Raw genomic sequence first — 26,757 nt, 5'->3', positions numbered from 1 at the left:
AACCCGCCAACCCGGCATGGTTAAAACCCAAAACTTTCGGCATTATTACCGACCACTGTGCCCGCGACTCCCACAAGGCTTTCCGACGATGCAATGTTCAAGGCTCCCCCAGGCCGATTTAACCGCGATGATTGAAGGTGCCAAAATCCTGGAGAAGGACAGCTACGGCCCCAAAGTCTACCTGCTGACCGACGGGAATATCCTCAAACTGTTTCGCCGCAAACGCCTGTTCTCCTCTGCGTTGTTTCGCCCGTACTCCAAGCGGTTTATCGACAATGTGGCGCAACTGCAGCAGCGTGGTATCCCCACCTTGAGCGTACTCGCGTTCTTTCAACTGACGGCGCCCGGCATGACTGCCGTGCTGTACCGTCCGTTGCCGGGCGAGACACTGCGCCAGATCTCCAACCGCGAAGGCTTTGATTGGCAAGCGAACCTCGACCCGCTGGTGGCCCTTATTCGTCGCCTGCATGACGCGGGCATTTACTTCCGTTCGTTACATTTGGGCAATATTGTCGTCACACCCGACAATGAAATGGGCCTGATCGACGTGGCCGATATGCGCTTCCTGCGCGCGCCGTTGAACCCGGAACTGGCTCGGCGCAACCTGCAACACTTCGCACGTTATATTGCGCGTGAGAACCTGAACGAACGCTTTCCAATGCAAGCACTGGAGCACGCCCTGCTAGCGGCATGAAAACAGCCGTCGGGTGGTTTCAGTGAAATCACTCCAGGCTTGCTCCGGTGCCAGTGCCCGCGACTGAGCCTCGACGACCTCCTCAGCGGAACTCGCGAGCGCACGCGTCAGGAGGTCACTCCAGGACGCGGCATCGTCTGCAGGCGCGTACCAACCGCAATCCCCCAACTGCTCGCGGAACACCGCCAACTCGCTGGTCAACACGGGCACGCCGGCCATCACCGCCTCTTGCACGATCAGCCCCAAGCCCTCTTCCTTCGAAGGAATGGCCACCCAGTCAAACGCCCGATAAAGGCTCGCCGCCTCGGGCAGATGCCCCGGCAAGGACACTTTGTCGCGCACGCCAAGCGCCTCGATACGCGCCTCAAGCCCAGGTCTCGCGGGCCCTTCGCCGATAATCACCAGGCGCGCATCCGGCTGATCAGCCGTCGCAGTGGCAAAGGCGTCCACCAAGCAGGCAAACCCCTTGCCATCGACCAGTCGACCGACCGCACCTATCGCCGGCGCGGCCTCTAACGACAGGCCCAGGCGGGAGCGAGCCTGTTCACGGGAAAGCACCGCAGCACGAAAAACCACAGGGTCGAAAGCACTGCGCAGCACAACCACAGGTCGCTTGAGGTCACGCTCCAGCGAACCGGCGAGGGTCTGCGACACTGCCGTCACCGTGAGTTGCGATGCAGGAAACGAGTCGAACAACTGTTGATCCGCACCGCGCAAACGCGTGGCACCATGGAAAATCACCACGGCGCGCACATGCGGCAAGTGCTTGAGCACGGGCAAGAACACACGGGCGACGCCGATCCCGTCAAGGAGCACCACCTGCAGATCGTCGGGCAAGGCCTTGCGAAAGCGTGCATGCATCCACGGCATCAACCACTTCCACAGGTGCCGGCCCTTGAGCTTTGCAGAAGACAGATTCCACTCCACAGCACCCTCGACTAGGCCATCGCTGCCGGTCGCACTGCCCTGAAGCAGCCAGTGGTGAACGGGAGCGCCGCTGTCAGTATGGGACAGTATCTGCTGATGCACCTTCTGCACCGAGGCAAATGCAGAACCACCGGCCCACATGATGTTGAGAATGCTCATCGAAAAAAACCTTATGCGGTGTGGGTGTGGCTCTTTGTGCTTCGCGGATCAAACACCGAGTTTCAGGCGCAACCGCTCCAGCCAGTTCAACGGCGCACGAGGCCGCAAGGGCGGCTGGAGCTCTTCGACAATACGCTGGCCGATGCGCGCAAAGCTGAACTGGCTGACGGCAAGCTCTTGCCCGTTGCGCGCGATTTCTGCCGCCAGTTGCGGGTCGGCGCGCAGCTGCGAGAGCTTTTCCTGCAACTGTGGAATGTCCTTGTAGAACACCACATTGACCATGTCCTTGAACCCAAGGGCTTCGTTTTCCGCAGCCCCTTGGTCAAACGCCAGCAGCACACAGCCACAGGCCATGGCCTCGAAGTTCTTGATCATGTACTCGCCCATGCCCACATCGGCACTGACGAAAAAGCGAATTCGGTTAAGCGTCGCGCAGTATTCCTCACCCGATTTGGTGCGCGTGACCACCAGCGGCTCAACGCGGGCCAACTCATCAAGCAGCGCCTTACGGCCGCTATAGGCCACGCTGTTGGTGCTGCCGACAAATGCCAGCTCGATGTCGCGCTCCAGCCCCTGGTGCTGCAACAACGCCTGGTCGTAGCCTTTGGGCACGAACACCGCATCAAAGCCTTCGGCACGCAAGCGCTCGGCCACGCTGTAGCCGGAGCTGATCACCCGCGCCCACGGCAAGCGGCGGTAGTGCGCACTGAACTTGCCGGTGTATTTGCAGGGGATGTAGTTCTGGTAGGCGTCGTGTTCGAGGATCACCAGGTTCGGGATCGTACGGATAAACCCGGCCTGGCGGATTTCCTGCTTGAAGCGCAGGAAGAAGACGATGCGGTCATAGCGGGTCACGTCGACTTCGCGCTTGAAGTAACCGCGCAGGTTGCGCTGCTCATCGCTGCTCAGCCAGCGGGTATCACACTCGCAGTGCTCGGCAATGCCTTCGTACAAGCGATCCAGAATCGCGCGCTGTTCTTTCTGTACCAGAAACAAAACTTTCATGACCTTTCCTTTCACAAACGCCAGAACAACTCATGCCGTCGTACGGCCTTGCGGAAAAACTCGTTCTCGCCATAAGGCGACCGCGCACGGCCCGCCAGCACCCGCTGGAGCCAGCGGCGCACCCGACGCTTGAACGGCGGTGCGGGTTGCAGGTCATGCATCATGCCAAGCGCCATGGCTTTGTCGCGCTGCTGCGCCAACGACAGCGGCAAGCTACATGGGCGCAGCTCAAGCGTGTCGTCGAACAGCGGCGGCAAGGCAATCCCGGCGCCCGCGTCACCCATGGGCCAGCGGTCGTTGTCATGCAGATGGTTGGCGTAGCCCAGGATAATGGTCGGTTGCCATTCCAAGCCTTGCAACGCCTCGACCACCGCCTGCTGCGCGCAAATATGGTCTGGGTGCGGGTCGAGCACCGGATGCGGCAACACGATCACTTCGGGACGCGCCGTCAGCAGCAACTGGCGCAGATCGGCCAACAGGTTGTTCCAGGTCGGCAGGCCGTCGACATCCGCCGGTAACGGGAACGGATTGAATTGGCGAAACAGGCGGATATCCGACAGCTGCGCTTCGCGCGAAGCCACTGGCTGATCAGGCGTCGCGCGCATCGCCGGCAATTGCAGGCAGAAGTAGCCCAACTGCACGCAATGGGCCTGCGGCACACCCGCCCAAAGCGGCACGGCGATGCTATCCCAGGCGCGCAGGCGGCCTTTGATGCGCGAGGCGTCGACCGGGTCCAGGCCCATTTGCTGATAATGCTCGGCTTCGATTTCACCGGCCGTAAGGGTTACGATCCATGGTTTTTCAGCCTGGCTATACAAGCCAAAAGCAGCCAGCTCGGCGTCATCGGCATGGGGCGCGATGACCATCACCCGCTGCTCTGAATAATCCGGATCGACCCAGGCCCACAACCGGGGCGCGCCGTGCAAGGTGCAAAAATGCCCGCGCAGACGCAGCTCACCTGCCGCCAGGGCAGGCGCCAGGCCACTGAGGTTGAGATAACGAACCCCGTTCACCCCCCGCTCGAAAACCTGTCGATCAGCGCCGTCAGCGCCCGAAATCTCAATACCCGGATCCAGAAAACGCCCCAGCCAACTGCTCTTGACCTTGATGGCCAACACCAGGGTCGCATCGGCCTGCAGGGGCGAATCAACCCGCAGTTGCGCGCCGTCGAGGCGCACTCCCGCCACCTCGGCATCCGCCGAGAACCGGTATTGATAGTCTTCGCCGGGAGCATAAAACAAATGGTCGGCAAACCAGGCCTCATGGGCGACCCAGGCCAGCACGCCGAGTAACAACGGCAACCACCAGGCGACCCAGACGCCGATCACCACCAGCAGCAACAGGCCGATCAGCAGGGCAACCCGCTTGTTGCGCCGATGACGCTTGAGCAATTGCTGTTTGCGGGTCATACGGTCAGCACCGGCACAGGGTTACACCAACGGTCTTTGTACTCGCGGTCGGCACGCCCGAAGGAAAAGCGCAGCGGCTTGCCGACTTCGCGTGCCTGCTCCCAGGCGCTCTGGGTGTTGAGGAAACTCAGGACGCTGCCCGGGCTGAACGCACGGGTCTCAGGGTCGACACCGCCGTTGACGTACTCCACGCTGATCCACTCGGGCGACTCGACCCGGTACACCAACTGGACCGCGATGGGCGCATCGTTGAGGAAAATCACCGAGCCAATCAGCCACTCGCGCAGCAGCTCGATCACTTCAGCCATGCGCTCGGCACCGGTGGCGACAAACCCCCAGCGGCGCAGGAACAGATCGCAGTAGATCGCGGCCAGTTCCTGGCTGGAAAACTCACTGACCGGGCGCACGACACCACCCGCCTCTTCGAGCAAACGCAGTTCGCGGCGCTGGTTGTAGCGGAATTTCTTCGACAGTTCTTCCGGGGTGCGGGCCATGGCCAACTGCTCGGCCTGAGGCTTGAGGCCGCTGAAACGGCCTTCGTTCAGGGCCGACAGGTAGCGCGCGCGGTGGCGCAACGGCGCCTGGGCATTCGCGGCGGCGGGCAGGATCAACTCGGCGTTACCCAAGTCAAACAGGCCTTTCTTGCCTTTTTGCTTGAGTACGTCCTTGGACAACGCCAGGTCGCGGCCCCAGGTGGCGATGCACGCCTGCGTTTCACCGCCCTGCTCCCAGGCCAGGTAGCGCACCGGAATATCGGCCAGCCCGGCCAGGCGTTCGATCACTTGGGGATGCGTCGCGACGCTGCCGCCAAAACGTTGCCAGGCTTCGCTATAGGCAGGCGCGTCGACGACGGACCAGCCTCGCTCGCGCCAGCCTTGGAATCGATTGAGCATCAGGCCCCCGCGGTCAGTTCAATAACGTGCGGCAATTGCCAGAAGGTATCGCGTACCGCCTGATCCGAGAAATGCGTGCGCAGGCGTTCCAGCATCATCTCGGCGCACTGCCGTTGCTGGTGGTGATCCATCGCGGCCAAATGGCGCAACCCCTGGGCGAGGTGTTCGGCGTCGCCGAAGGGGAACAGAATACCGACGCCTTCGACCACTTCCTTCGCACCGCCACAGGCCGTGGCCAGCAACGGTACACCGGCCGCCATGGCTTCCAGCAGCACCATGCCGAACGGCTCGTGATCGGAGCTCAGGGCAAACACGTCGAACGCACGGAAATACCGGCGTGCATCCGGCACCTGGCCGAGAAACAGCACCTGCTGGGCAACCCCCAGTTCGTGCGCCAGGTCCTTGAGGCTTTGCTCCAGGCGGCCGCTGCCGAGAATCGCCAAACGGCTCTGGGCCGGCAAGTGCGGCAACGCCAGGGCAAAGCCCTTGAGCAGCGTGGCCTGGTCTTTGTCTGCGTGCAGACGGCCGACATTGCCGACCACCCATTCATCCGGCGACAAGCCCAGGGCATCGCGTGCCTCATCGGCCGGCACCTGAATGGCCTGCAACGCGTCGACGTCGATACGGTTGTACAAGGTCTGGATACGCGCTGCGGGCCAGCCCGGCAGACTGCGGCGCAGGTCGTCACGCACGGCGTCGGAAACCCCCAGCAAACTCAGGCGCTTGCGGAAGAACCCGGCGAACAGTGTGCGGCTTTGACGCTGATAATCACCAAAGGCGTGATGCACGCCGATCACCGGCAGCCGCGTACCGAGCAAGGCGATGTAGGTCGGCTTGAAGCGGTGCGCGATACAAAAGCTGAAGTTGCGCGACGCGGCGATCTTGCGCAGTTCACGGATCGCACCCAGCTTCAGGCCGCGAACGGCCCTGGAGCTGAATTCCATGAACAATACTTCGTCCGACGCACACTCGGCAGCCACCTGCGGATCGGCGACCCCGGTGAGAAACACCGTGGTCACCTTGTAGCCGGAGCCAGCGAACAGGCTCGCGTACTGCCGCGCGCAATCCAGGAACGGCCCGTAGTAGCCGTGGCAGAACTGCAGGACGTGGCGATCAGCCGAGCGCGTCATAAGGGTCCACGCCGTCTTTGACGACCAGGATGTCTTCCATGATCAGGTATTGCAGGTCGGAGCCGAAGAACATGTCCAGCGCGTCCTTCGGCGAGCAGATCATCGCTTCGCCACGACGGTTGAGCGAGGTGTTCAGGGACACGCCGTTGCCGGTCAGCACTTCGAGCTCTTTCATCATGTCGTAGTAGCGCGGGTTGTACTCGCGCTTGAGCACCTGGGCGCGGGAGGTGCCATCTTCATGGACTACTTCCGGCACGCGAGTTTTCCACTCTTCCGAGACTTCAAAGGTGAAGGTCATGAACGGCGCCGGGTGATCGACCTTGATCATCTGCGGGGCCACGGTGTCGAGCATCGACGGGCAGAAAGGCCTCCAGCGCTCGCGGAACTTGATCTGGTGGTTGATACGGTCAGCCACGCCGGTAGCACTTGGGCAACCGATGATCGAACGACCGCCCAACGCACGCGGGCCAAACTCCATGCGGCCCTGGAACCAGGCCACCGGGTTGCCGTCGACCATGATCTTGGCAATGCGCTGGGGCATGTTGTCGATCTTGCGCCACACCGGCTTGCTCTCGTGCTTGGCACACGCCGCAATTACGTCTTCGTTGCTGTAGGACGGGCCGAGGTAGACGTGTTCCATCTTCTCCACCGGCACACCGCGGGCGTGGGACACGTAGGCGGCGGCGCCAACTGCCGTACCGGCATCGCCGGACGCCGGCTGCACAAACAACTCTTTCACGTCGTCGCGGGCAATGATCTTCTGGTTCAGCTTGACGTTCAGCGCACAGCCGCCGGCGAAGGCCAGCTTGCCGGTGTCCTTGAGAATGTCGCCCAGGTAATGGTCGATCATCTGCAAGGCCAGTTTTTCGAACAGCGCTTGCATGCTCGCGGCGTAGTGGATGTACGGTTCGTCAGCGATGTCGCCTTCACGCTTGGGACCCAGCCACTCGATCAGTTTTGGCGAGAAGTAGAAGCCCTTGCCCTTCTCTTTATACCGGCGCAGGCCGATGACGTTGGCGTAGTCGGTATTGATCACCAACTCGCCGTTCTCAAAGGAGGCCAGGCGCGAGAAGTCGTATTTGCTGGCATCGCCGTACGGCGCCATGCCCATGACCTTGAACTCACCGTCGAGCATCTCGAAGCCGAGGAACTCGGTGATCGCGCCATACAGGCCGCCGAGGGAATCCGGGTCGTAGAATTCCTTGATCTTGTGGATCTTGCCGTTTTCGCCGTAGCCGAAGAACGTGGTGGCGTATTCACCCTTGCCGTCGATCCCCAGGATCGCGGTTTTTTCTTGAAAACCGGAGCAGTGGTAAGCGCTGGAAGCGTGGGCCAGGTGGTGTTCAACCGGTTCGATCTTGATTTTCTTCGGATCGAAGCCCAGTTGCTCCAGGCACCAGACGATCTTGTTGCGATAGCGCTTGTAGCGACGGTTGCCCATCAGGATCGCGTCAAGTGCGCGGTCCGGGGCGTACCAGTACCGCTTGGCATAGTGCCAGCGCGCCTCGCCGAACAGGCTGATCGGGGCGAACGGAATCGCTACCACGTCAACATCGGAAGGCTTGATACCGGCCTGTTCCAGGCAGAACTTCGCCGATTCGTAGGGCATGCGGTTCTTTGCATGTTTGTCGCGTACGAAGCGCTCTTCTTCGGCGGCCGCGATCAGCTTGCCGTCGATATACAAGGCTGCGGAAGGATCATGGCTAAGGGCGCCGGACAGGCCAAGAATCGTCAATGCCACAGGGGTCTAGCCTCTTTTAGTCTGCATGCAGGCGGGTGGCGCCTGAAAAAAGTGTGCTTCCTGCCTGGGCAGGAAACAGCTAAAGGGCGGGATTATAGCGTAAAAGCAGCAGGAAGCTGTTAGCGACGAGCGGTTAGCGGAGGTCGACCACCCTGCTGAGCGCCGGCTAGTTGCGCTCCAACATTCGCCGACTGGCAAAACTGAAGCTCAGCACGATAAAGATCAGCACGCCGGTCGCCACTTGCTGCCAGTAGAAGTTCCAGCCGATCAACAGCAGGCCGTTGGCGATGACGTTGATAAACAGCACGCCCAGCAGGGTTCCTGGAATGTTCGCCCGGCCCTGCCGGCTCAAGGTGGTGCCGATAAAGACCGCGCCGATGGCATTGAGCAAAAAGGCATTGCCCGACAACGGCACGTAGGCGCTGACCGTCGAACTGAGCAACACCCCCGCCACCCCGCAGGCCAGGGCAGTCGCCAGGGCCACGACGCTGACAATCCGCTGCACCGACAACCCTGAGTAATACGCCAGCAGCGGCTGGGTGCCTTGGGCCAGGAGTTCACGACCCAGGCGTCCGCGTGCCAACGCCAAGCCGTAGAACAACGCCAGCCCCAGCACGATCAGCAAGGGCGCAAGGCCGCTCAGTTCCGGCTTCAACCCCTGGCTGATGTAGATGGGCTGGCCGCCGTCCGAGAGCAATTGCTGGGCGCTGGTGCCGATAAACAGTGTGCCCAAGGTGGCAAGAAATGGACTGATCCGCAGCCCGGCGATCAACCCGGCATTCAGCACGCCGACCAACAGCGCCGCGATCAACGCACCGGTCGCGGCAACGGCCCAGCCATGCCCGCCATTGAGCAGCACCACAAAACTGAAACTGGCGAAATCCAGCGCGGTGCCCACCGACAGGTCGATGCCGCCCGCCGCCACCGCGTACGTCATGCCGATGGCAACAATGGCCAGCAGCACAAAGTTATTCAGCACCAGGCTTTTCAGGTTGCCACCGCTCAGGAAGCCCGGTGCCTGAACAGCAAACACCAGCACGATCAACGCAAATACCAGCGGCAATGTCAGCGGCAGCAAGGCGCGCGGGTTCATGAGCCGGCTCCCCGATTCAATGCGCTGGACGCGGCCACCACCAGCAGGATCAGCACACCTTGCACACCGTTGACCCAGAAGTTCGACAGGTTGAGCAACTGAAAGCCGTTGATCAGAAAACCGATCAGCAACGCCGCCAACAACGTCCCAGGAATACTTGCCACCAGCCGGCGGGAAAACACCACGCCGAGAAAGGCAATCGCCACCACCGACAGCAGCATGTCGCCGGAGCCCGTAGTGCTGCCGCTGAAAAACGCCGCCGAACACAACGCAGCCACTCCGGCGCACAGGCCCGACAGCGCATAACTCGACACCCCATAAGCGCGCACGCGAATGCCCGCCGCCTGCGCCGCCTGGGGATATTCACCCACCGCGTGCAGGCGCAGGCCGTAGGCCGAATGCTGGACCAACAAGGTCAGCAACCCCGCCGTCAGCAGCAACACCCAGGCCAGGGCGGGCACCGCCAGCCAACTGCCGCCGCTGAGCACGTCCAGCAGCGGTGAGTCGGTGGAAACCACGGTATTTTCCGTCAGCACCAACTCCAGCCCCGCCAGCACATTCATGCTCGCCAGGGTGGCCAGCAGCGGCGGCAGACGCAGCACCACCACGGCCAAGCCATTGAACAGGCCGACTGTCAGGCCACAGCCCAAGGTCAACAGCAGGGTGAGCCCCAGCTCCAGCCCGGCATTGTTAAGGCGGCTGAACACCGCTGCGCACAGCCCCAGATTGGCCGCCAGCGAAAGGTCGAGCCCACCGGCCAGCACATTCGAGCCGCCGCCGATAATCACGCAGGTCAGCCCGAAGGCCAACACGCCGAGAATCGCCGATTGACTGAACACATTGGCCAGGTTGCCCGGCGACACAAACCCCGGCGCCGCCAGGGCAAACCCCAGCAGAATCACCAGGAATACGCCCGCCGAACCCCGCCGCAGTATGACCTCAAGCATGCTCGACCTCCCTCGCCCGCACAGCTGCCGTGGGCACGGCGCCCGTTGCACAGGCGAGCAACTGATCGCTGTCGACCTCCCCCGCACGGAACTCACCGGCAATCTCGCCGCGATGCAGCACCAGGATCCGATCACTGATCCCCAGCAATTCCGGCAAGTCCGATGACAGCACCAACACCGCTGCGCCCTCTTCCACCAGGCGCCCAATCAGCCGATAGATTTCCACCTTGGCGCCCACATCCACGCCCACACAGGGCTCGTCCAGCAAGTACACCGCCGAGCGACGGCTGAGCCATTTACCCAGGGCAACCTTCTGCTGGTTACCGCCGCTCAACTGGCTGACGGCGGCGTCAGGCCCCGGCGTCTTGATCGCCAGTTCCTCAATCAAGCGCGCAGTTTCCGCCTGCTCGTTGCCACGGTTCAGCAAGCCCCAGCGGCTGAAGCGCGCGAGCCCCGCCAGCGTGAGGTTTTCCAGCACCGACAGCAGCGGCGAGATGCCTTGGCTACGCCGCTCCTCCGGCACCAGCGCAATGCCGTCGGCAATCGCCTGGCCGGGTGACCGCAGGCGCAGCAAGCGCCCGTCCAGATGCACACTGCCGCTGTCGGCCTGCTCGACGCTGAACAGTGTCTTGAACAATTCCTTGGCGCCGGAGCCGACCAGCCCGGTGAGGCCAACGATTTCACCGCGCCGCACCTGCAGGTCAATCTGCCGATAACGCCGCGCCAGACTCAGCCCGCGCACCTGCAACAGCGGCGCGCCCAACTCGACCTTGGCCTTGGGGTACATCTCCTGCACGTCGCGGTTGACCATCAGCCGCGCAATCTCTGCGCTGGACGTGTGCCGTGGCTGCACCACCGCCACATCCCGACCGTTGCGCAGCACCGTGACGTCGTCGCACAGGCTGTCGATTTCCTGCAGGTAATGAGAGATGTAAAGGATCGAAAGCCCTTGGTCGCGCAGGCGCTTGACGATGCGCAGCAGCTGGTCGACCTCGCGCTTGACCAGCGCCACGCTGGGCTCGTCGAACACCAGGATCTTCGGTTGGCGAATCAGCGCCCGGGTGATTTGCAGCACCTGGCGCTCGGCGCTGTTCAAGTCGCCCACCAAGGCGCCGGGAGGCAGTTGCAGGTCAAAGTATTCCGCCAACAGACGCTGCGCCTCACGCTGCTGCCGCCGCCGATCCACAAACGGACCCCGGCGCAACTCATGCCCGAAATACAGCGCTTCGCCCACGGTAAAACTGGCGGGCAGCAGGCGCTCCTGATGGATGAACTGCACGCCCAATGCGTCCACCTTGCGCGGCGACAGCGCTGCATAGGCCTGGCCGTCGATGCTCACCTGCCCCGCGTCGGCCGTATGGATACCGGCCAGGATCTTGATCAAGGTCGACTTGCCCGCGCCGTTCTCGCCCACCAGCCCATGGATGCTGCCGCGCTCGACCTTGAGGCTCGCATCATCCAGCGCCTGGGTAGCGCCAAAGCGCTTGCGCAGGTGTTGCAGGTGCAAGGCGGCCATCAGTCACCCCGCAGCTGTTGAACCTGCGCCAGGTTGCCGGCGGTGGTCAGCAAGGTGGCGACATGGGTTTCCTTGGGCAGATCACGTTGCCCGGCCAGGTAGCGCGCCACATTCTGCACGGCCGTCTTGCCGATCAACGCCGGTTGCTGCGCGACTACCGCACCCACCGGCGAGTTCGCCTGGCCGAGCAGCGCCAGGACCTCGGGGGTACCGTCGACGCCATAGGTCTTGATCTCGGTGCGCTTGGCATCGATCAACGCCTTGCTCGCGCCCAGTTGCGGAATATCCCAGGCCGACCAGATCGCCGAAACACTGCCCTGCGGGTATTTGTTGAGCAACGCCGACACCTGGGAGTAGGCGTCCTGCACGGTATTGGGGATCACATCACGCAGCTCGGGCTGGATGATTTCCAGCTGTGGGTAATCCTTGAGCGCCAGCTTCAACTGGTCATAACGAATCGCACACACCGGCACACCATAGAAACCATTGAACACCAGGATCTTGCCCTTGCCGCCGGCGTCCTTGATCAGTTGATCAGCCAGGGCCTTGCCGGTGGCGACGTTGTCGGACGTGGTGTTGTTGAGGCTGTACTGCGACGGCGCATCGATGGTGAATAGCGGAATCCCGGCCTTGCTGATGCGCTTGAGCCACGGGTCGATCACGCTGAGGGTGCCGAGGGTCTGGATCACCGCGTCGGGCTTCTGGGTGACCACGGTTTGCAGCTGGGTCACCAGATTCTTGTCATTGCGCCCGGCGTCGAGAGTGATCGGCGTACCGCCCAGGCGCTTGATCTCATCCACCTGGGCCTGGAACGCCTTGATATCGAAATAGTGACTGGTGCCAGTCATGCTCACCGCAATGCGCTTACCGGCCAGGGACGGCACGGCGTCATCGCCTTCGCCAGCCTGGACGACGGCGGCGTGGCCCAGCAGCACAGCGGCGCCGAGGCAGATCAGACGGGAAAGCGAGGAAAGACTCAAAGGCATACAAGGCTCCGCGTGCGGCTGGTGAAAGGGTTCACCAGGAGGCATTGCAGAGGCCGTGCCAGGGTTTTTATCCTTTAAAACCAATAGGCTGAAAAATTTGAGTGAAAGCAGACTGTCGCTCTCAGCTAGGAAATGTCCGATAGCTGTTGCTCAGGCAACAGCTATCTACAGTGAGCGTGTCAGTTGACTGAACAGGATCATGGCCTGGCGACTACTCAGCTACCCCGCGTTGACACTCAAAAATCGCAAGCATAGAATCTGCCGCAAATGGACTGGGGGATCCCGGTCGGCGTTATAGCCTCGGTGAGTTTCACCGGGGCTTTTCGCTTTCTGCGGCAGGGAAAATTTTAAGCCCCCAGTTTTCAAACCCCTCGCCCACCCTGCTCCGCCCCCCGCTGCAGTAAAACTTGCGCTTAAGCACGTCAAAGGCTCGATTTTCCTGGCCCGGCCGTAAAACGCTCATGCCGACGGGTCGGGCAACAAGGTCCGCAAGCTGCAATCCTGTCGAATTGACCTGCTTGGTCGCAAACACCACATCAAACGGCAAGCGGATGCCCAGACGATTGGCTCCGTCACACATCCGACGAAACTCCAATTCAAGCTCGTTATCTTCTTTACGACCCCGACGCTCGAAAATCACATGCGTCAACGCACTCTGCTGATTTTTCTCTTGTAAAAACTCGTAGAGTGTTTCGAGACAGAAGCCCAATGCCAGATGGTAAGGGTTGTGTATTGGACCTTGCTGCTCGCGAAGAGTGGCTTTATCAATCACACAACTGATCAAGACGAAATTGCTCGACTCGATGATGCTGGTCAGCTCTTCAAGAAAAAGATGTTTGTGCTGGCGAGAGGCGAACATGCTGGAGAACGCGCCTTTTTCCTTGCGAATTTCCAGTTCATGCAAGCCTACAAGATCATGCCCCATATGATTGAACTTGAACTTCTGAAGCGCCGGGATGACCTTTTCACAGTAGTGCCTCTTATGGAAAACACAGAAAGCCAAAACAAACATGGGGTAGTTGACATCGAGTGTCTGCATCCCGTGATCGCCGCTTTCATCCACATACACTATGAAATCACTGAACGGCCCGTTGGGTGGTGTCGCTGCCGCCACTTCTGCAGCGCACTCAGCTTCACTTTCACTTTCAAAGAGCAAAAACTGTGGGGAGGTTGGTTTTCCATCAGCCATGGGATGTTAAATCCTGGATATATGCGCGTTTTTGGAGGCGTCCATCTACGCGCATAGTGCCCTCCCGCTCAGCTACAGAGGGCCACCAGTCAGAATCTCTTTGGGCAGTCGCTGATCAATCAGTTTGTACAGCGCGCTTTCCTGCGGCCAGTTACGCATAAACCGCGCGCGATCCCTGGCGAAGGCCGGGGCGAAGCTGGCGGCGGAGTTGTGTTGGCGCATGGCATCGAGGTCGATGAGGGCCCAGCGGTCTTCGTGCCAGAACAGGTTATGGCCCTTGAAATCGCCATGGCTGATGCGTTCGCGGATCAGTTCGGCAAACAGTTTATCCAGCGCCACCAGCTCATTTTCCGGTGCGTCACCTTGCTCGATGTAAGGCGCGAAGCGCTCGATGATGTCCGGGCCCGGCAAGTATTCGGTGATCAGGTAGGCACGGCTGCGCAGCCATAAAAAGCGCTTTTCCAACACCGCCAGTGGCTTGGGCGTAGCGATCCCGAGGAACGCCAGGCGGTTGCCTTCGCGCCAGGAATGCCAGGCGCGGCTCGGGCGCCAGAAGCGCTTGAGCCAGTGGGCGAAACCCTTGATGTTGTAGCGCTTGATCACCAGCGGGCGACCGGCCACTTCTACCTTGGCCACGCTCGCAGCACCACCGGTCTTGTACAGGTGGCCCTGGTCGAGCAGCGCATCGGCCTGTTCCAGCACCGGCAGCATCGCGGACTCTTCTTCGCGACGCATCGCGCGCAGGCCAAAGGCGCCTCGCTCCACGCTGAATAGCGTGCATTCGCGGCCCACCTTGCTCAAAAAGTCTTTCAAGCGCCAGGCGCTGACCTTGCGCACCTGTTTTTCCAAGGCTTGCAGCGGCAAGGCGTGTTCGCCGTTGCTCAGCAGGTAATACACCAGCAGCTCTTCGGTAAACGGCTCAAGGTTTTTCGGCAACTGGGCGAAAAACACGCCCAGGTTCTCCAGCACGCGGTTCCGCGACAACGGTTTGCCGGCCTCTTCGACGCGGATACCGGCGCCGTCGATCAGGTACAACTTGCCGCTTTGACGCAGCAGGTTGTCCAGGTGCAGATCTTCCTGCCACAACCCTTTGGCATGCATTTGCGCAATCGCGCCCAGCGCTTCGGCAAGCACGGCGGTTTGTTCGTCGGCCAACGGTGGCAGGCCTTCAACGGCATGCCAGGCATCGGCCAGGCTTTCGGCGCCTTCGATAAATTCGAATAACAGCCAGCCGCCCTCGCCTTCCTGCAGGCCATCGGCGAGCAACAACGGTGTAGTCAGGCCCTGTTGGGCCAGCAGGCGTACGCCAGCCAGTTCACGCTGAAAGTGCCGAGCGGCCTTGCCGCCCACCAATAACTTGGCCAGCACCGGGCGCCCGCGCCACACGGCTGCGCCCACGTAACGCTCGCCAGGCAACACGCGCAACAGGCTCAGCAGTTGCAGTTGGCCGGGGCCTGCCGCATCCGCGAGGTCAAGGGTCAGGGGCAAGCTCGGTGTGCGGCCGGCGCTTTTCAGTTCGGACAGGCGCATCAGCGGTTCTCCTTGTGGCTACGCCGGGCCGTCAGGCGTTGCAGCCAGGTGGCGACCAGTGCGCTGTCTTCAGGCTGATCGAGGTACGCCGCCAACAGTTGGCGCACCTGCGCGTCCGACCACTGCGGTGCACGGCGCAGCAACGGCTCCAGGTCCTTGACCCGATCACGCCAGCCGAACAGCAGCGGGCGGGTTTTCTCCAGGTCGATCAACTGCGCGGCGTAACCGTCGCCGGTCGCCTGCAGGAAAATATGCTTGGGGTAAAAGCAGCCATGCACCTGGCCGACGCTGTGCAACCGGCGCGCCAGTTGGCCGCACGCCAGCAGGATCGCGTGGTGCTGGGCGTCGCTCAGTTGCAGCCACTGCTCCAGCAATGAATCCAGGTCATTCCAGCCGTCGAGGGCACGGGTCAGCAGCATTGCACGGTGTTCACCGGCGACTTTGCGCTCGCCGTAAAACGCTGCCTGCAACGCCGGGATACCCAGCGCGCGGTAACGGCTGATATTGCGAAATTCGCGGGAGAAACTCGGCTCGCCCAACGGTCGGTGCAAGCTGCGCGTGAGGTAGTTGCTCTGGCGCTTGAGGTAATACCCGTGGCCATCGAGCTCCAGGCGAAACACGCTGCTCCAGCCGCCACGGCTGGTGTTTGGCTCATCCACCGCGTCCAGTTGCTTGGCCCACAGCGCGTCGAATGTCGCGAGGCCGTGGCGCTCCAGCAAGGCACGGTCTTCAGCCGCCAGGAAATCACTCATTCGCGTCCCTCGAAAAACTTCACTACGTGGCGGATCCGCCGCTTGTCCGAATCGCTCAAGTGCCGACACCCACGGTACTGCATGTAGAAACGCAGGCGCTGGGTGGCCGACAGGTGATACTTGGCCACCTTGTCCAGGCAGGCCAGGTCTTTGGTGATGCGGTACTTGAGCCAGAAACCGCGCCAGAAATCGCCGTTGGGGCAGTCGATCAGGTACAGGGTTTGCTGGTCGTCGATCAGCAGGTTGCGCCATTTCAAATCGTTATGGGTAAAGCGCTGGTCGTGCATCGTGCGCGTGTACTCGGCGAGCTGGCGGCTGACGACATCGACCCATTTGGGGTCGCGCAGGCGCGCATCTTGGCGCTCGGCCAGCACCGAAAGGTCTTCGGTATTGGGCAGCTCACGCGTGATCATCGCTCCCCGGTCGTAGGCCAGGCCATTGCGCTCCAGGCCCCACGCGACCACATCGGCGGTGGGAATGCCCCACTTGGCGAAGCGCTTGAGGTTCTGCCATTCGGACTTGACCCGCGGCTTGCCCAGATAACGCCGCAGGCCCTTGCCGGCACCGGTGTAGCGCTTGACGTAGTAATTGACGCCACCGCGCTGCACCCGGATCACTTCCGACAACGGGTCGCGGGTCAGCCGCTCACCTTGCAAGGCGAACACCGCTTCGAGGCTTCCAAAATCATCCGCCAGGGCGGCATAGGCAGGTTCCAGGTTCCAACCCGCCATCAGATCGCATCCCCGTAGCGTTGCTTGCGTGCGTAAAGCTTGTCGGCCTTGCGCTGCATAAGGCTCAAAGACGCCGATTGCTCGGTCAGGATCTGGCGCAGCGGCTGGCGGAAATAGCCCTTGAGGAAGCGCAACTTGTCGCGCCGGGTCAGGCCGATGTCCAACGCCGAGTAGTACAGCGCGGACAGGTCCTTGTCGCGCCAGCGCAGCGGCAGATGGGCACGCATCTGGGCGCGGTGCAGGTCGATCACCGAGAGCTTGATGTCGCGTGGGTCGATCGGCTTGGACGTGTCCAGCAGGAAGTGGCACAGGTAGCAGTCGCGATGGTTCACGCCGCCCCGGTGCATGTCGCCGACCATGCGCGCCAGCTCGGCGGTGAGCGCATGGCGCAAGGCCGGTGTTGGCGGCTCGGCGACCCAGTTGAGGGTCACGTCTTCGAGGCTGAGGGTCGGCGCCAGTTCTTCGGTGATGATGAACGAGTGCTGGTCCGCCGGGTTACTGCCTTTTTCGCCGAAGGCCACACCGGTCATGGTCGGTACGCCGATCTCCTGCAAGCGGTGGATGGCATCCCATTCCAGGCCCGCGCCCAGTACCGGCAGCTTGGCGGTGATCAGGTTCTTGAAGATTTCCGCCCAACCGATGCCCCGGTGGATTTTCACGAAATACGGCCGGCCATCCACCACCGTGCGCAACGTGCGACGCGCAGCCAGTTCACGGAATACCTGGCCTTCGAGCTTCTCGACTTCGGCGAAGGCATCACGCCCGGCCCATAACGTCTTGAACGGTTCGGCAAGAATCAACTTCATCGTTTTGGCTCCGCCAGAATCACATCCGCAGCGTGCTGCGGCATGCTATAGAGGTCGGCCGTCTCGGCGAAGGCCAACCCATTGCGGCCCCAGGCCGCGCGCTGTGCAGAATCGGTCAACATCCGCGCCAGGTACTGGTTGAGCTGAGCCTGCTCAAACGGCTCATCCAGCACCAGGCCACTGTCGGCTTCGGCGATGTAGTGGGCATAGCCACACACGGCAGAAACCAGCACCGGCAACCCGGCCACCACGGCTTCGAGCAACACGGTGCCGGTGTTTTCGTTGTACGCCGGATGGATCAGCAGGTCGGCGCCCAGCAGGAAGCGCGGAATATCGCTGCGGCCCTTGAGGAACTGCACATTGTCGCCCAGCCCCAAGGTAGCGCTTTGCAGCTGGAAGACTTTGGGGTCGTCCTGGCCGATGACAAACAGCCGCGTGCGTTTCTTCAGCTCAGGCGGCAACGCGGCCAGGGCCTTGAGGCTGCGGTCGACGCCCTTGGTCTTGAAGCCGGAGCCGATCTGCACCAGCAACAGGTCGTCATTGCCAAGGTTGAATTCCTGGCGAAACCCTGCGCGGATTTCGGCCGCATTCGGCGGCGCGCGGCGGTCCTGGGCAATCCCCGGCGGCAGCAGATGGAAGCGCTCCAGCGGGGTGTCGTAATGCTTGATGAACAGCGGCTGCTGCACTTCGGAGATCATCAGGACTTGCGTCTTGGCATCCTTGGCAAACACCGCACGCTCGTACTCGGCGAAGTGCTTGTAACGGCCAAAGCTGCGGTACAGCGAATGACGCAGGTTTTGCGCCTTGTCTTCAAAGCAGCCGTCGGCGGCGTAATAAACGTCCAGGCCGGGCATCTTGTTGAAACCGATCAGGCGGTCCACGGGGCGCTTGGCCAGGTCGGCCTCCATCCACGCACTGAGCTTCTCGTTGCGCTTATGGTTGAAGAACGCCTTGACCGGCGCCACCAGCACTTCGAAGCCGGGCGGGATGTCGCCTTCCCAGATCAGCGTGTAGACCCGAATCTGATGGCCGCGCTGCTGGCACTCCAGGGCGATGCGCATGAAGTCGCGCTGCAGGCCACCGAAGGGGAAGTATTTGTACAGAACAAAAGCCAGTTGCATCAGTGCAGCTCCTCAGCCAATAACAACGTGCTCAGCCGGCTTGCCACACGCTCAGGGTTCAGGCGCGTGAAGCACAGGGGCGACTCGCGCTTGATGTCGAACCGACGCAGGTCGTCGGCCGTGGGTTGATAAGTACATTGCTTTTGCAGGCACGGCGCGCACGACCAGTCGCTGCCGAGGTGAATCTGGCCCTTGCCGTAGGCGCCAGTCAGGCCGGGGTTGGTGGGGCCGAACAGGGAAATGGTCGGCACGTCCAGCGCGGCAGCAAGGTGGCCGAGACCCGTGTCCACCGCCACGCAGGCACGGGCGCCGGCCAAGACACGGGCGACGCCAGCCAGATTGAGCTTGGGCAGCACTTCGGCGTTGTTCAGGCCTTGGGCCAAACGCTCGGCGCGGGCTTTTTCGGCGGCGTTGCCCCACGGCAGCTTCACGTCCACGCCCAGGCGGCCCATGCGCTCGGCCAGCTCGCGCCAATAGGCTTCGGGCCAGTGCTTGGTGTCCCAGGTGGTGCCGTGCAGCAGCAGCACGAAGGGTTTTTTCGGCGGCAGGCCGAGCAGTTTTTCGGTGCTCAAGCCGTAATCGCCCAGGCCTTTGGGCAGGTCATAGCCCAGCGCCACGGCGAACAGCTGGCGCAGGCGCTCAACCGCGTGTTGCCCACGGGCCACGGCCAGACGCCGCGAATAGAAGCGCGCCGCGATGGGTTCACGGGCAGAGTGCTTGTCGAAGCCCGCTACCGGGGCACGCACGTAGCGGGTCAGCCAGGCACTTTTGAGCAGGCCTTGGGCGTCGATCACCAGGTCGTATTTGGTCGACTGGATCTGCTGCTTGAAACGCCGCCACTCACCGCTCTTGAGGGTCTGCCAGAGGTTCTTGCGCCAGCGGCGGATGGCCACCGGGATCACTTTGTCCACCGCCGGGTGCCAGGTGGGGATCTCGGCAAAGCCTTCTTCCACTACCCAGTCGAATCGAATGCCGGGGATCGCCCGCGCCGCGTCGGTGAGTGCCGGCAGCGCATGAATCACGTCGCCCAGGGATGAGGTCTTGATTACCAGTACCCGCAACTCAGTGAACCTCGACCGCAGTGCCCTGCAACCGCTGCAAAGCTTCGTTCACCGGCTGTGGCAGCAACTGGCGCATGCAGTTGTAATGGCCGAAGCGGCAGGTTCGGTCAAAGCACGGACTGCATTCCAGGCCCAGGCGCACCACTTCGACCTTGTCCGCCAACGGTGGAGTAAACCCTGGGGAAGTCGAACCGTACACCGCCACTAACGGGCGGTTCAGCGCCGCCGCCACGTGCATCAGGCCGGAGTCGTTGGACACCACCGAATCTGCGCAGGACAGCAGGTCAATCGCCTCGGCCAGCGACGTGTCGCCACTGAGGTTGACCGACTCTTCGCGCAGGCCGGGAATCAGGCGCTGGCGAATCTCTTCACCCACCGGGTGATCTTTTTTCGAACCGAACAACCACACCTGCCAGCCTTCGCGAATCTTCATCTCGGCGACTTTGGCGTAGTGCTCCGCCGGCCAGCGCTTGGACTCGCCAAACTCCGCGCCTGGGCACAGCGCCAACACCGGGCGGTCCAGGGTCAGGCCGAACTTGGCCAGGGCAGCGTCACGGGTTACCGGGTCGATCTGCAGGCTCGGGCGCGGGTACGGCTTGGGCAACTCCGCGCCAGGCTCATACGCCAACGCCATGAAGCGTTCGATCATCAGCGGGTAGCGCGCTTTATCCAATGTGCGCACATCGTTAAGCAGCACGTAGCGAAACTCGCCGCGCCAGCCGGTGCGTTTGGGGATGCCGGCAAAAAACGGCACCAGCGCCGATTTCAGCGAGTTGGGCAACAGGATCGCCTGGTCGTACTGGCCGGCCAGGGATTTGCCGATGCGACGACGGGTGGCCAGCTCCAGGGCGCCGTGGCCGAGCGGGAAGCTCAAGGCCTTGCGTACTTCGGGCATGCGCTCAAGGATCGGCCGGCTCCACTCAGGGGCGAGCACGTCGATCTGGCAGTCTGGATGGCGCTGGCGCAGGCACTGGAACAGTGTCTGTGCCATCACCATGTCACCAACCCAACTGGGCCCAACGATCAGAATATTCATGTAGTTTCCACAAACGATGCGGGGAGGCTTATGCCTCCCCGCCCTAATAGTGTTTCAGCTCAACCCCAGCGCCTGCCAGATGCGCATCACCTGTCGCCGTTCATCGGCGAACTGATCCCCCGCCACCGTACCGGCCTCGTTCTGCAAGGCCTGGCGATGTGCCGCGGAACGGTAGGCCTTATACACCTCGCGCAGTAGATGGGCATCGGCGGCGGGCATCAACCCCACCTGCTCCAGGCCTTCCAGAATGCGGATATTGTCGGTGTAGCGCAGCAACGACGGGTGCTGGGCAGACCACGCCAAAGCCGCGTATTGCACCATAAATTCAATATCGACGATACCTCCGGCGTCCTGCTTGAGGTCGAACACCGCCGCAGCGTCGAACGCATTGGCGCCGGTACCGGCCGTAGTGGCCTTGGTGCCCAGGTTGTCACGCATTTTGGCGCGCATCTCGCTGACCTCCTGGCGCAACTTCGCCAGGTCTCGTTCACGTCCCAACACTTTAGCCCGTACCTGCTCGAACGCACGCCCCACATCCTGGCTGCCCACCAGCACCCGCGCGCGGATCAGGGCCTGATGTTCCCAGGTCCATGCTTCATTTTGTTGATAGCGGTCAAATGCGCCGAGGGAACTCACCAGCAAGCCTGACGCACCGGAAGGCCGCAGGCGCATGTCCACTTCGTACAGTTGGCCGGAGTTGGTCTGGGTGGTCAGCAGGTGAATGATGCGCTGGCCCAGGCGCGTGAAGAACTGCGCGCCGTCAATCGGTTTGGCGCCATCGGTCTCGGCCTGCGGGTCGCCATCGTGGATAAACACCAGGTCCAGGTCCGAACCATGCCCCAACTCGATGCCGCCGACTTTCCCATAACCGACAATGATGAACCCAGGATCGCACAGGGTGCCGTCCAGCCGCTGCGGCGAGCCATGGCGCGCCACGGTCTGGCGCCAGGCCAGGGCCAGCACTTGTTCGAGGATGGCTTCGGCGAGCCAGGTCAGGTAGTCACTGACTTTCATCAACGGCAGGCTGCCTGCGATTTCCGAGGCGGCCACGCGCAGGCGGTGGGCGAGCTTGAAGTGACGCAGGGCTTCCATCTGCTGCTCAAGGTCGTCTTCGGGGATGCGCGTGAGGCGCTCGCGCAACTCAGCGGCGAGTTCCGGCGCCAAGGGCGGCTTGAACAGACGACCTTCGTTGAGCAACTCGTCCAGCAGCAGCGGGAAACGGGTGATCTGCTCGGCAATCCACGGGCTGGCCGCGCAAAGGGTCAGCAGGCGGCGCAGGGCATCGGGGTTCTCCGTGAGCAGTACCAGATAGGCGGAGCGGCGAGCGACGGCCTCCACCAGTGGCAACACGCGCTCCAGCACCAAGTCCGGATTGGCATGTTCGACGGCCTGGGCCAGCAGGCGTGGGATAAACGCATCCAGGCGCTCACGGCCGAGGCGCTGCATCGCACGTAACTGCGGGCTGCCGCGCAAACCCGCCAGGGCCTTGAGCGCCTTGGGTGCGTCGGTGAAACCGCCTTCGGTCAACTGGCGGCAGGCGGCGTCTTCATCTTGGGATTCTTCCCACAGTGGCAACCACTCACCGCCTACGACTAACTCGCTTTCTTCGCCCTCTTCTTCATCCGGGTCGGCAATCACCTGGCGGAAGTGCCAGTCCACCCGGCCACGCCAGTACATCAGGCGCTCATGGAATGCGGCCCAGTCGGCAAAGCCCAGCATAAAAGCGATGCGCGCCTGGTCTTCCGGGGTGTTGGGCAGCATCTGGGTCTGGCGGTCGGCAATCGCCTGGATCGCGTGTTCGGTGTAGCGCAGGAATTCGTAGCCATTGCGCAACTCGGCGATCACCGCCGGCGGCAGGTAACCCTGGCCTTCCAGCGTGCCGAGCACTTTGAGCAGCGGGCGCTGCTGCAGGCTCAAGTCGCGACCGCCGTGAATCAACTGGAACGCCTGGGCGATAAACTCCACCTCGCGGATGCCGCCAGAGCCTAGCTTGATGTTGTCGGCCATGCCTTTGCGCCGCACTTCCTGCTGGATCAACTGCTTCATGGTGCGCAGCGCTTCGATGGCGGAGAAGTCCAGGTAGCGGCGGTACACGAACGGTCGCAGCATATCGAGCAACTGCGCACCGGCCACCTGGTCGCCGGCGACTACACGCGCCTTGATCATGGCGTAGCGTTCCCAGTCACGGCCCTGATCCTGGTAATACTGCTCCAGCGCATTGAAGCTGAGCACCAGCGCACCCGCCGAACCGTAAGGACGCAAGCGCATATCGACGCGGAACACAAAACCGTCGACGGTCATTGGGTCGAGGGCCTTGATCAGTTTTTGACCAAGCCGAATGAAGAATTCCTGGTTATCCAGTGAACGCTTCACGCCCACCGTCTCGCCGCCTTCGGGGTAAGCGAAGATCAGGTCGATATCCGACGAGAGGTTCAACTCCACCGCGCCGAGCTTGCCCATGCCCAGGATGACCATGTGCTGCGGCTCGCCGCTGCGCCGGCCAGTGGGAGTACCGAACTGCACGCAGTGGCGCTGGTACAACCATTGATAGGCCTGGTCGATGCTGGCGTCGGCCATGTCGGAAAGATCACGGCAGGTCTGCACCAGATCTGCCTGGCGGGTCAGGTCACGCCAGATAATCCGTACTTGCTGGCGCGTGCGCTGGCGACGCAAGACGCGGCCCAGCTCATCTTCTGTTTCTGCCTGTTGCACGGCACCGGCGATCTGCCCGCACAACTCGCCCGGCGCAAAGCCGCGGTCCAGCTCGCCCCAGGCCGCCAGCTCCAGCAACATCAAAGGGTCACGAACACTCTGTTCAATCACGAAATCACTGGCGGCGCACACGCGGGTGAAGTCGGCCCAGCGTTGCGGCGTCCACTCAGAAAGGCCATGATCGTCGTCCAGCGCGGCCACTGCGTCACGAAATGACTGCTCGGCCCGCTGGGCAATTGAAAGGAGAATGGCCGGCAATTCGGCCAGCGTTGGAAGGCTCATGGTCTATCCTTGATCGGCGCGCAAATGGCTTGTAGTTGTGAACGCAAGCACGGCGCTCGATGAAGGACTGTCGAACAAAGGTTATAAATAGCTGAAAATTGATAATTTTTGGCAGGTAACATTAAGCTCATACCTTTTCTTGTTCGCAAAAGATCAACAATAACGATTATGCTCACCAGCCAGACCGAGCCATACGCTCAGTCTTGTGTAGTTTTACTACTCGTATATACATTCGAAAGGCTGAAATGGCCGACGATTTGTAGTAAAACTACAGGACGCCGAAGCAACCTTCGGCCATCCAAGAATTTATGTCGTCTGCCCACAAGGCCAGTCGCAAACTTCAGGCAACCGATTCTGGTAGCCTTTCCGCCCTGGAGCAAGCCATGCAAGACCTCGATCCCGTCGAAACCCAGGAATGGCTGGACGCCCTGGAATCGGTTCTCGACAAAGAAGGCGAAGACCGTGCTCACTACCTGATGACCCGTATGGGCGAACTCGCGACCCGCAGCGGCTCGCAGTTGCCTTACGCCATCACCACGCCATACCGCAACACCATCCCCGTTACCCACGAAGCACGCATGCCTGGCGACCTGTTCATGGAACGCCGCATTCGCTCGCTGGTACGTTGGAACGCCATGGCGATGGTAATGCGCACGAACTTGAAAGATTCGGACCTGGGCGGTCACATCTCCAGCTTCGCTTCCAGCGCAACCCTGTATGACATCGGCTTCAACTACTTCTTCCAGGCCCCGACCGACGAACACGGCGGCGACCTGATCTACTTCCAGGGCCACACCTCGCCAGGCGTCTACGCCCGTGCGTTCATGGAAGGTCGCATCACCGAAGACCAGATGAACAACTTCCGCCAGGAAGTGGACGGTGGCGGCTTGTCGTCCTACCCACACCCTTGGCTGATGCCTGATTTCTGGCAGTTCCCGACCGTTTCCATGGGTCTGGGTCCAATCCAGGCGATCTACCAGGCTCGCTTCATGAAGTACCTGGAAGCCCGTGGCTTCATTCCGGAAGGCAAGCAGAAAGTCTGGTGCTTCCTGGGCGACGGCGAGTGCGACGAGCCGGAATCCCTGGGCGCCATCTCCCTGGCTGGCCGCGAGAAGCTGGACAACCTGATCTTCGTCATCAACTGCAACCTGCAGCGCCTCGACGGCCCGGTTCGCGGCAACGGCAAGATCATCCAGGAACTCGAAGGCGTGTTCCGCGGTGCCCAGTGGAACGTGACCAAAGTCATCTGGGGCCGTTTCTGGGACCCACTGCTGGCCAAGGACGTTGACGGCATCCTGCAACGTCGCATGGACGAAGTCATCGACGGCGAGTACCAGAACTACAAAGCCAAAGACGGCGCGTTCGTACGTGAACACTTCTTCAACACGCCTGAACTCAAGGCGATGGTTGCAGACCTGTCCGACGACGAGATCTGGAAACTCAACCGTGGCGGCCACGACCCGTACAAGGTCTACGCGGCATACCACGAAGCGGTGAACCACAAAGAACAACCGACCGTCATCCTGGCCAAGACCATCAAGGGTTATGGCACCGGTGCTGGCGAAGCGAAGAACACTGCGCACAACACCAAGAAGGTTGATGTTGAAAGCCTGAAGCTGTTCCGCGACCGCTTCGACATCCCGGTCAAGGACGAAGAGCTGGAAGACCTGCCGTTCTTCAAGCCAGAGCCAAACAGCGCCGAAGCCCGCTACCTGAGCGAGCGCCGCACTGCCCTGGGCGGTTTCGTACCCCAGCGCCGCGCCAACAGCTTCGCCGTACCGACTCCGGACCTGAGCACCCTCAAGGCCATCCTGGACGGCTCGGGCGACCGTGAAATCTCCACCACCATGGCCTTCGTGCGGATCCTCGCGCAGCTGGTCAAGGACAAGGACATCGGCCCGCGCATCGTCCCGATCATCCCGGACGAAGCCCGTACCTTCGGTATGGAAGGCATGTTCCGTCAGTTGGGCATCTACTCCTCCGTCGGCCAGCTCTACGAGCCAGTCGATAAAGACCAGGTGATGTTCTACAAGGAAGACAAGAAGGGCCAGATCCTCGAAGAAGGCATCAACGAAGCGGGCGCCATGAGCTCCTTCATCGCTGCCGGTACTTCGTACTCCAGCCACAACCAGCCGATGCTGCCGTTCTACATCTTCTACTCGATGTTCGGCTTCCAGCGCATTGGCGACCTGGCTTGGGCAGCAGGCGACAGCCGTACCCGTGGCTTCCTGATCGGCGGCACCGCCGGCCGCACCACGCTGAACGGCGAAGGCCTGCAACACGAAGACGGTCACAGCCACATCCTGGCTGCCACCATCCCGAACTGCCGCACCTTTGATCCAACCTACGGCTATGAGCTGGCGGTGATCATCCAGGACGGCATGAAGAAGATGACCGAAGAGCAGCAGGACGTTTTCTACTACATCACCGTGATGAACGAGTCCTACCAGCAGCCAGCCATGCCGGCCGGTGTCGAGGAAGGCATCATCAAGGGCATGTACCTGCTCGAAGAAGACACCAAGGAAGCAGCGCACCACGTGCAACTGATGGGCTCCGGCACCATCCTGCGCGAAGTGCGTGAAGCGGCGAAGATCCTGCGTGACGAGTTCAACGTCGGCGCCGACGTATGGAGCGTTACCAGCTTCAACGAACTGCGTCGCGACGGCCTGGCCGTAGAGCGCAGCAACCGCCTGCACCCTGGCCAGAAGCCAGCGAAGAGCTACGTCGAAGAGTGCCTGGCTGGCCGTAAGGGTCCAGTCATTGCCTCTACCGACTACATGAAACTGTTTGCTGAACAAATTCGCCAGTGGGTCCCGTCCAAGGAATTCAAAGTCCTGGGCACCGACGGTTTCGGCCGTAGTGACAGCCGCAAGAAGCTGCGTCACTTCTTCGAAGTCGACCGTCACTTCGTGGTGTTGGCAGCCCTGGAAGCCTTGGCTGACCGTGGTGAGATCGAACCAAAGGTGGTGGCTGACGCTATCGTCAAGTTCGGGATCAACCCGGAAAAACGCAACCCACTGGACTGCTGAGGAGATTT

General features: G+C 61.7%; 21 protein-coding genes. 2 read left to right on the top strand and 19 right to left on the bottom strand.

What is annotated here, in order from left to right; all coding sequences use genetic code 11:
* Positions 1-127: 127 nt before the first annotated feature.
* Positions 128-694, top strand: coding sequence for a BUD32 family EKC/KEOPS complex subunit (locus AB3G88_RS02390; protein ID WP_177411505.1), 567 nt, complete (start codon positions 128-130; stop codon positions 692-694).
* Here the strand turns inward: AB3G88_RS02390 and AB3G88_RS02385 are convergent.
* The 19 genes from AB3G88_RS02385 to glnE all read right to left on the bottom strand — a co-directional run bounded on the left by AB3G88_RS02385 (position 683) and on the right by glnE (position 23,720).
* Positions 683-1,780 (bottom strand): glycosyltransferase, encoded by a 1,098-nt coding sequence (locus tag AB3G88_RS02385; protein ID WP_480453058.1) that lies wholly within the window; start codon positions 1,778-1,780, stop codon positions 683-685. The two genes, AB3G88_RS02390 and AB3G88_RS02385, sit on opposite strands and share 12 nt — an antisense overlap.
* 48 nt (positions 1,781-1,828) lie before the next feature.
* A complete protein-coding gene (locus AB3G88_RS02380; protein WP_158879095.1) occupies positions 1,829-2,785 on the bottom strand; it encodes a glycosyltransferase family protein in 957 nt (318 codons plus the stop codon).
* Positions 2,786-2,796: 11 nt separating this feature from the next.
* On the bottom strand, positions 2,797-4,194 hold the full coding sequence (locus AB3G88_RS02375; protein WP_112193096.1) for a PIG-L deacetylase family protein: 1,398 nt from the start codon (positions 4,192-4,194) through the stop codon (positions 2,797-2,799).
* Positions 4,191-5,087, bottom strand: a complete 897-nt coding sequence (locus tag AB3G88_RS02370; RefSeq protein ID WP_158879093.1) for an antimicrobial resistance protein Mig-14 — start codon at positions 5,085-5,087, stop codon at positions 4,191-4,193. The genes AB3G88_RS02375 and AB3G88_RS02370 overlap by 4 nt, the downstream gene beginning before the upstream one ends.
* Positions 5,087-6,217, bottom strand: coding sequence for a glycosyltransferase (locus AB3G88_RS02365; RefSeq protein ID WP_112193094.1), 1,131 nt, complete (start codon positions 6,215-6,217; stop codon positions 5,087-5,089). Before AB3G88_RS02365 ends, AB3G88_RS02370 begins: the two co-directional genes overlap by 1 nt.
* Positions 6,201-7,958, bottom strand: a complete 1,758-nt coding sequence (locus tag AB3G88_RS02360) for a carbamoyltransferase family protein (RefSeq protein ID WP_099583718.1) — start codon at positions 7,956-7,958, stop codon at positions 6,201-6,203. The genes AB3G88_RS02365 and AB3G88_RS02360 overlap by 17 nt, the downstream gene beginning before the upstream one ends.
* A gap of 166 nt (positions 7,959-8,124) precedes the next feature.
* On the bottom strand, positions 8,125-9,051 hold the full coding sequence (locus AB3G88_RS02355; protein ID WP_099583719.1) for an ABC transporter permease: 927 nt from the start codon (positions 9,049-9,051) through the stop codon (positions 8,125-8,127).
* Positions 9,048-9,998 (bottom strand): ABC transporter permease, encoded by a 951-nt coding sequence (locus tag AB3G88_RS02350; protein ID WP_480453054.1) that lies wholly within the window; start codon positions 9,996-9,998, stop codon positions 9,048-9,050. Before AB3G88_RS02350 ends, AB3G88_RS02355 begins: the two co-directional genes overlap by 4 nt.
* Complete coding sequence (locus tag AB3G88_RS02345) at positions 9,991-11,514, bottom strand: sugar ABC transporter ATP-binding protein (RefSeq protein ID WP_480453052.1); 1,524 nt, start codon at positions 11,512-11,514, stop codon at positions 9,991-9,993. Before AB3G88_RS02345 ends, AB3G88_RS02350 begins: the two co-directional genes overlap by 8 nt.
* Positions 11,514-12,500, bottom strand: coding sequence for a sugar ABC transporter substrate-binding protein (locus AB3G88_RS02340; RefSeq protein ID WP_480453050.1), 987 nt, complete (start codon positions 12,498-12,500; stop codon positions 11,514-11,516). The genes AB3G88_RS02345 and AB3G88_RS02340 overlap by 1 nt, the downstream gene beginning before the upstream one ends.
* A gap of 310 nt (positions 12,501-12,810) precedes the next feature.
* Entirely contained in the window at positions 12,811-13,689 is an 879-nt protein-coding gene (locus AB3G88_RS02335; protein ID WP_099583723.1) for a DUF3800 domain-containing protein, read from the bottom strand.
* Positions 13,690-13,761: 72 nt separating this feature from the next.
* Positions 13,762-15,219 (bottom strand): lipopolysaccharide kinase InaA family protein, encoded by a 1,458-nt coding sequence (locus AB3G88_RS02330; protein ID WP_480453048.1) that lies wholly within the window; start codon positions 15,217-15,219, stop codon positions 13,762-13,764.
* Complete coding sequence (locus tag AB3G88_RS02325; RefSeq protein ID WP_099583725.1) at positions 15,219-15,971, bottom strand: lipopolysaccharide kinase InaA family protein; 753 nt, start codon at positions 15,969-15,971, stop codon at positions 15,219-15,221. Before AB3G88_RS02325 ends, AB3G88_RS02330 begins: the two co-directional genes overlap by 1 nt.
* Complete coding sequence (locus AB3G88_RS02320) at positions 15,968-16,702, bottom strand: lipopolysaccharide kinase InaA family protein (RefSeq protein WP_158879084.1); 735 nt, start codon at positions 16,700-16,702, stop codon at positions 15,968-15,970. Before AB3G88_RS02320 ends, AB3G88_RS02325 begins: the two co-directional genes overlap by 4 nt.
* Positions 16,702-17,508, bottom strand: coding sequence for a lipopolysaccharide core heptose(I) kinase RfaP (gene rfaP, locus AB3G88_RS02315; RefSeq protein WP_099583727.1), 807 nt, complete (start codon positions 17,506-17,508; stop codon positions 16,702-16,704). The genes AB3G88_RS02320 and rfaP overlap by 1 nt, the downstream gene beginning before the upstream one ends.
* Positions 17,505-18,629, bottom strand: coding sequence for a glycosyltransferase family 4 protein (locus AB3G88_RS02310; protein ID WP_480453045.1), 1,125 nt, complete (start codon positions 18,627-18,629; stop codon positions 17,505-17,507). The genes rfaP and AB3G88_RS02310 overlap by 4 nt, the downstream gene beginning before the upstream one ends.
* Positions 18,629-19,690: a lipopolysaccharide heptosyltransferase I gene (gene waaC, locus AB3G88_RS02305; protein ID WP_099583729.1), complete on the bottom strand. Its 1,062-nt coding sequence runs from the start codon at positions 19,688-19,690 to the stop codon at positions 18,629-18,631. Before waaC ends, AB3G88_RS02310 begins: the two co-directional genes overlap by 1 nt.
* 1 nt (position 19,691) lies before the next feature.
* Positions 19,692-20,726, bottom strand: a complete 1,035-nt coding sequence (waaF, locus tag AB3G88_RS02300) for a lipopolysaccharide heptosyltransferase II (protein WP_158879081.1) — start codon at positions 20,724-20,726, stop codon at positions 19,692-19,694.
* A gap of 54 nt (positions 20,727-20,780) precedes the next feature.
* Positions 20,781-23,720, bottom strand: a complete 2,940-nt coding sequence (glnE, locus tag AB3G88_RS02295; protein WP_099583731.1) for a bifunctional [glutamate--ammonia ligase]-adenylyl-L-tyrosine phosphorylase/[glutamate--ammonia-ligase] adenylyltransferase — start codon at positions 23,718-23,720, stop codon at positions 20,781-20,783.
* A gap of 383 nt (positions 23,721-24,103) precedes the next feature.
* Between glnE and aceE the strand changes: the two genes are divergently transcribed.
* Positions 24,104-26,749 carry a pyruvate dehydrogenase (acetyl-transferring), homodimeric type gene (gene aceE / locus AB3G88_RS02290; RefSeq protein ID WP_099583732.1) on the top strand — a complete coding sequence of 882 codons (2,646 nt, stop codon included), beginning with the start codon at positions 24,104-24,106 and terminating at the stop codon, positions 26,747-26,749.
* The last annotated feature ends 8 nt before the right edge of the window (positions 26,750-26,757 follow it).

The sequence above is a fragment of the Pseudomonas arvensis genome (genome assembly GCF_056688935.1).
This window is presented reverse-complemented; position numbering and strand designations above follow the sequence as displayed.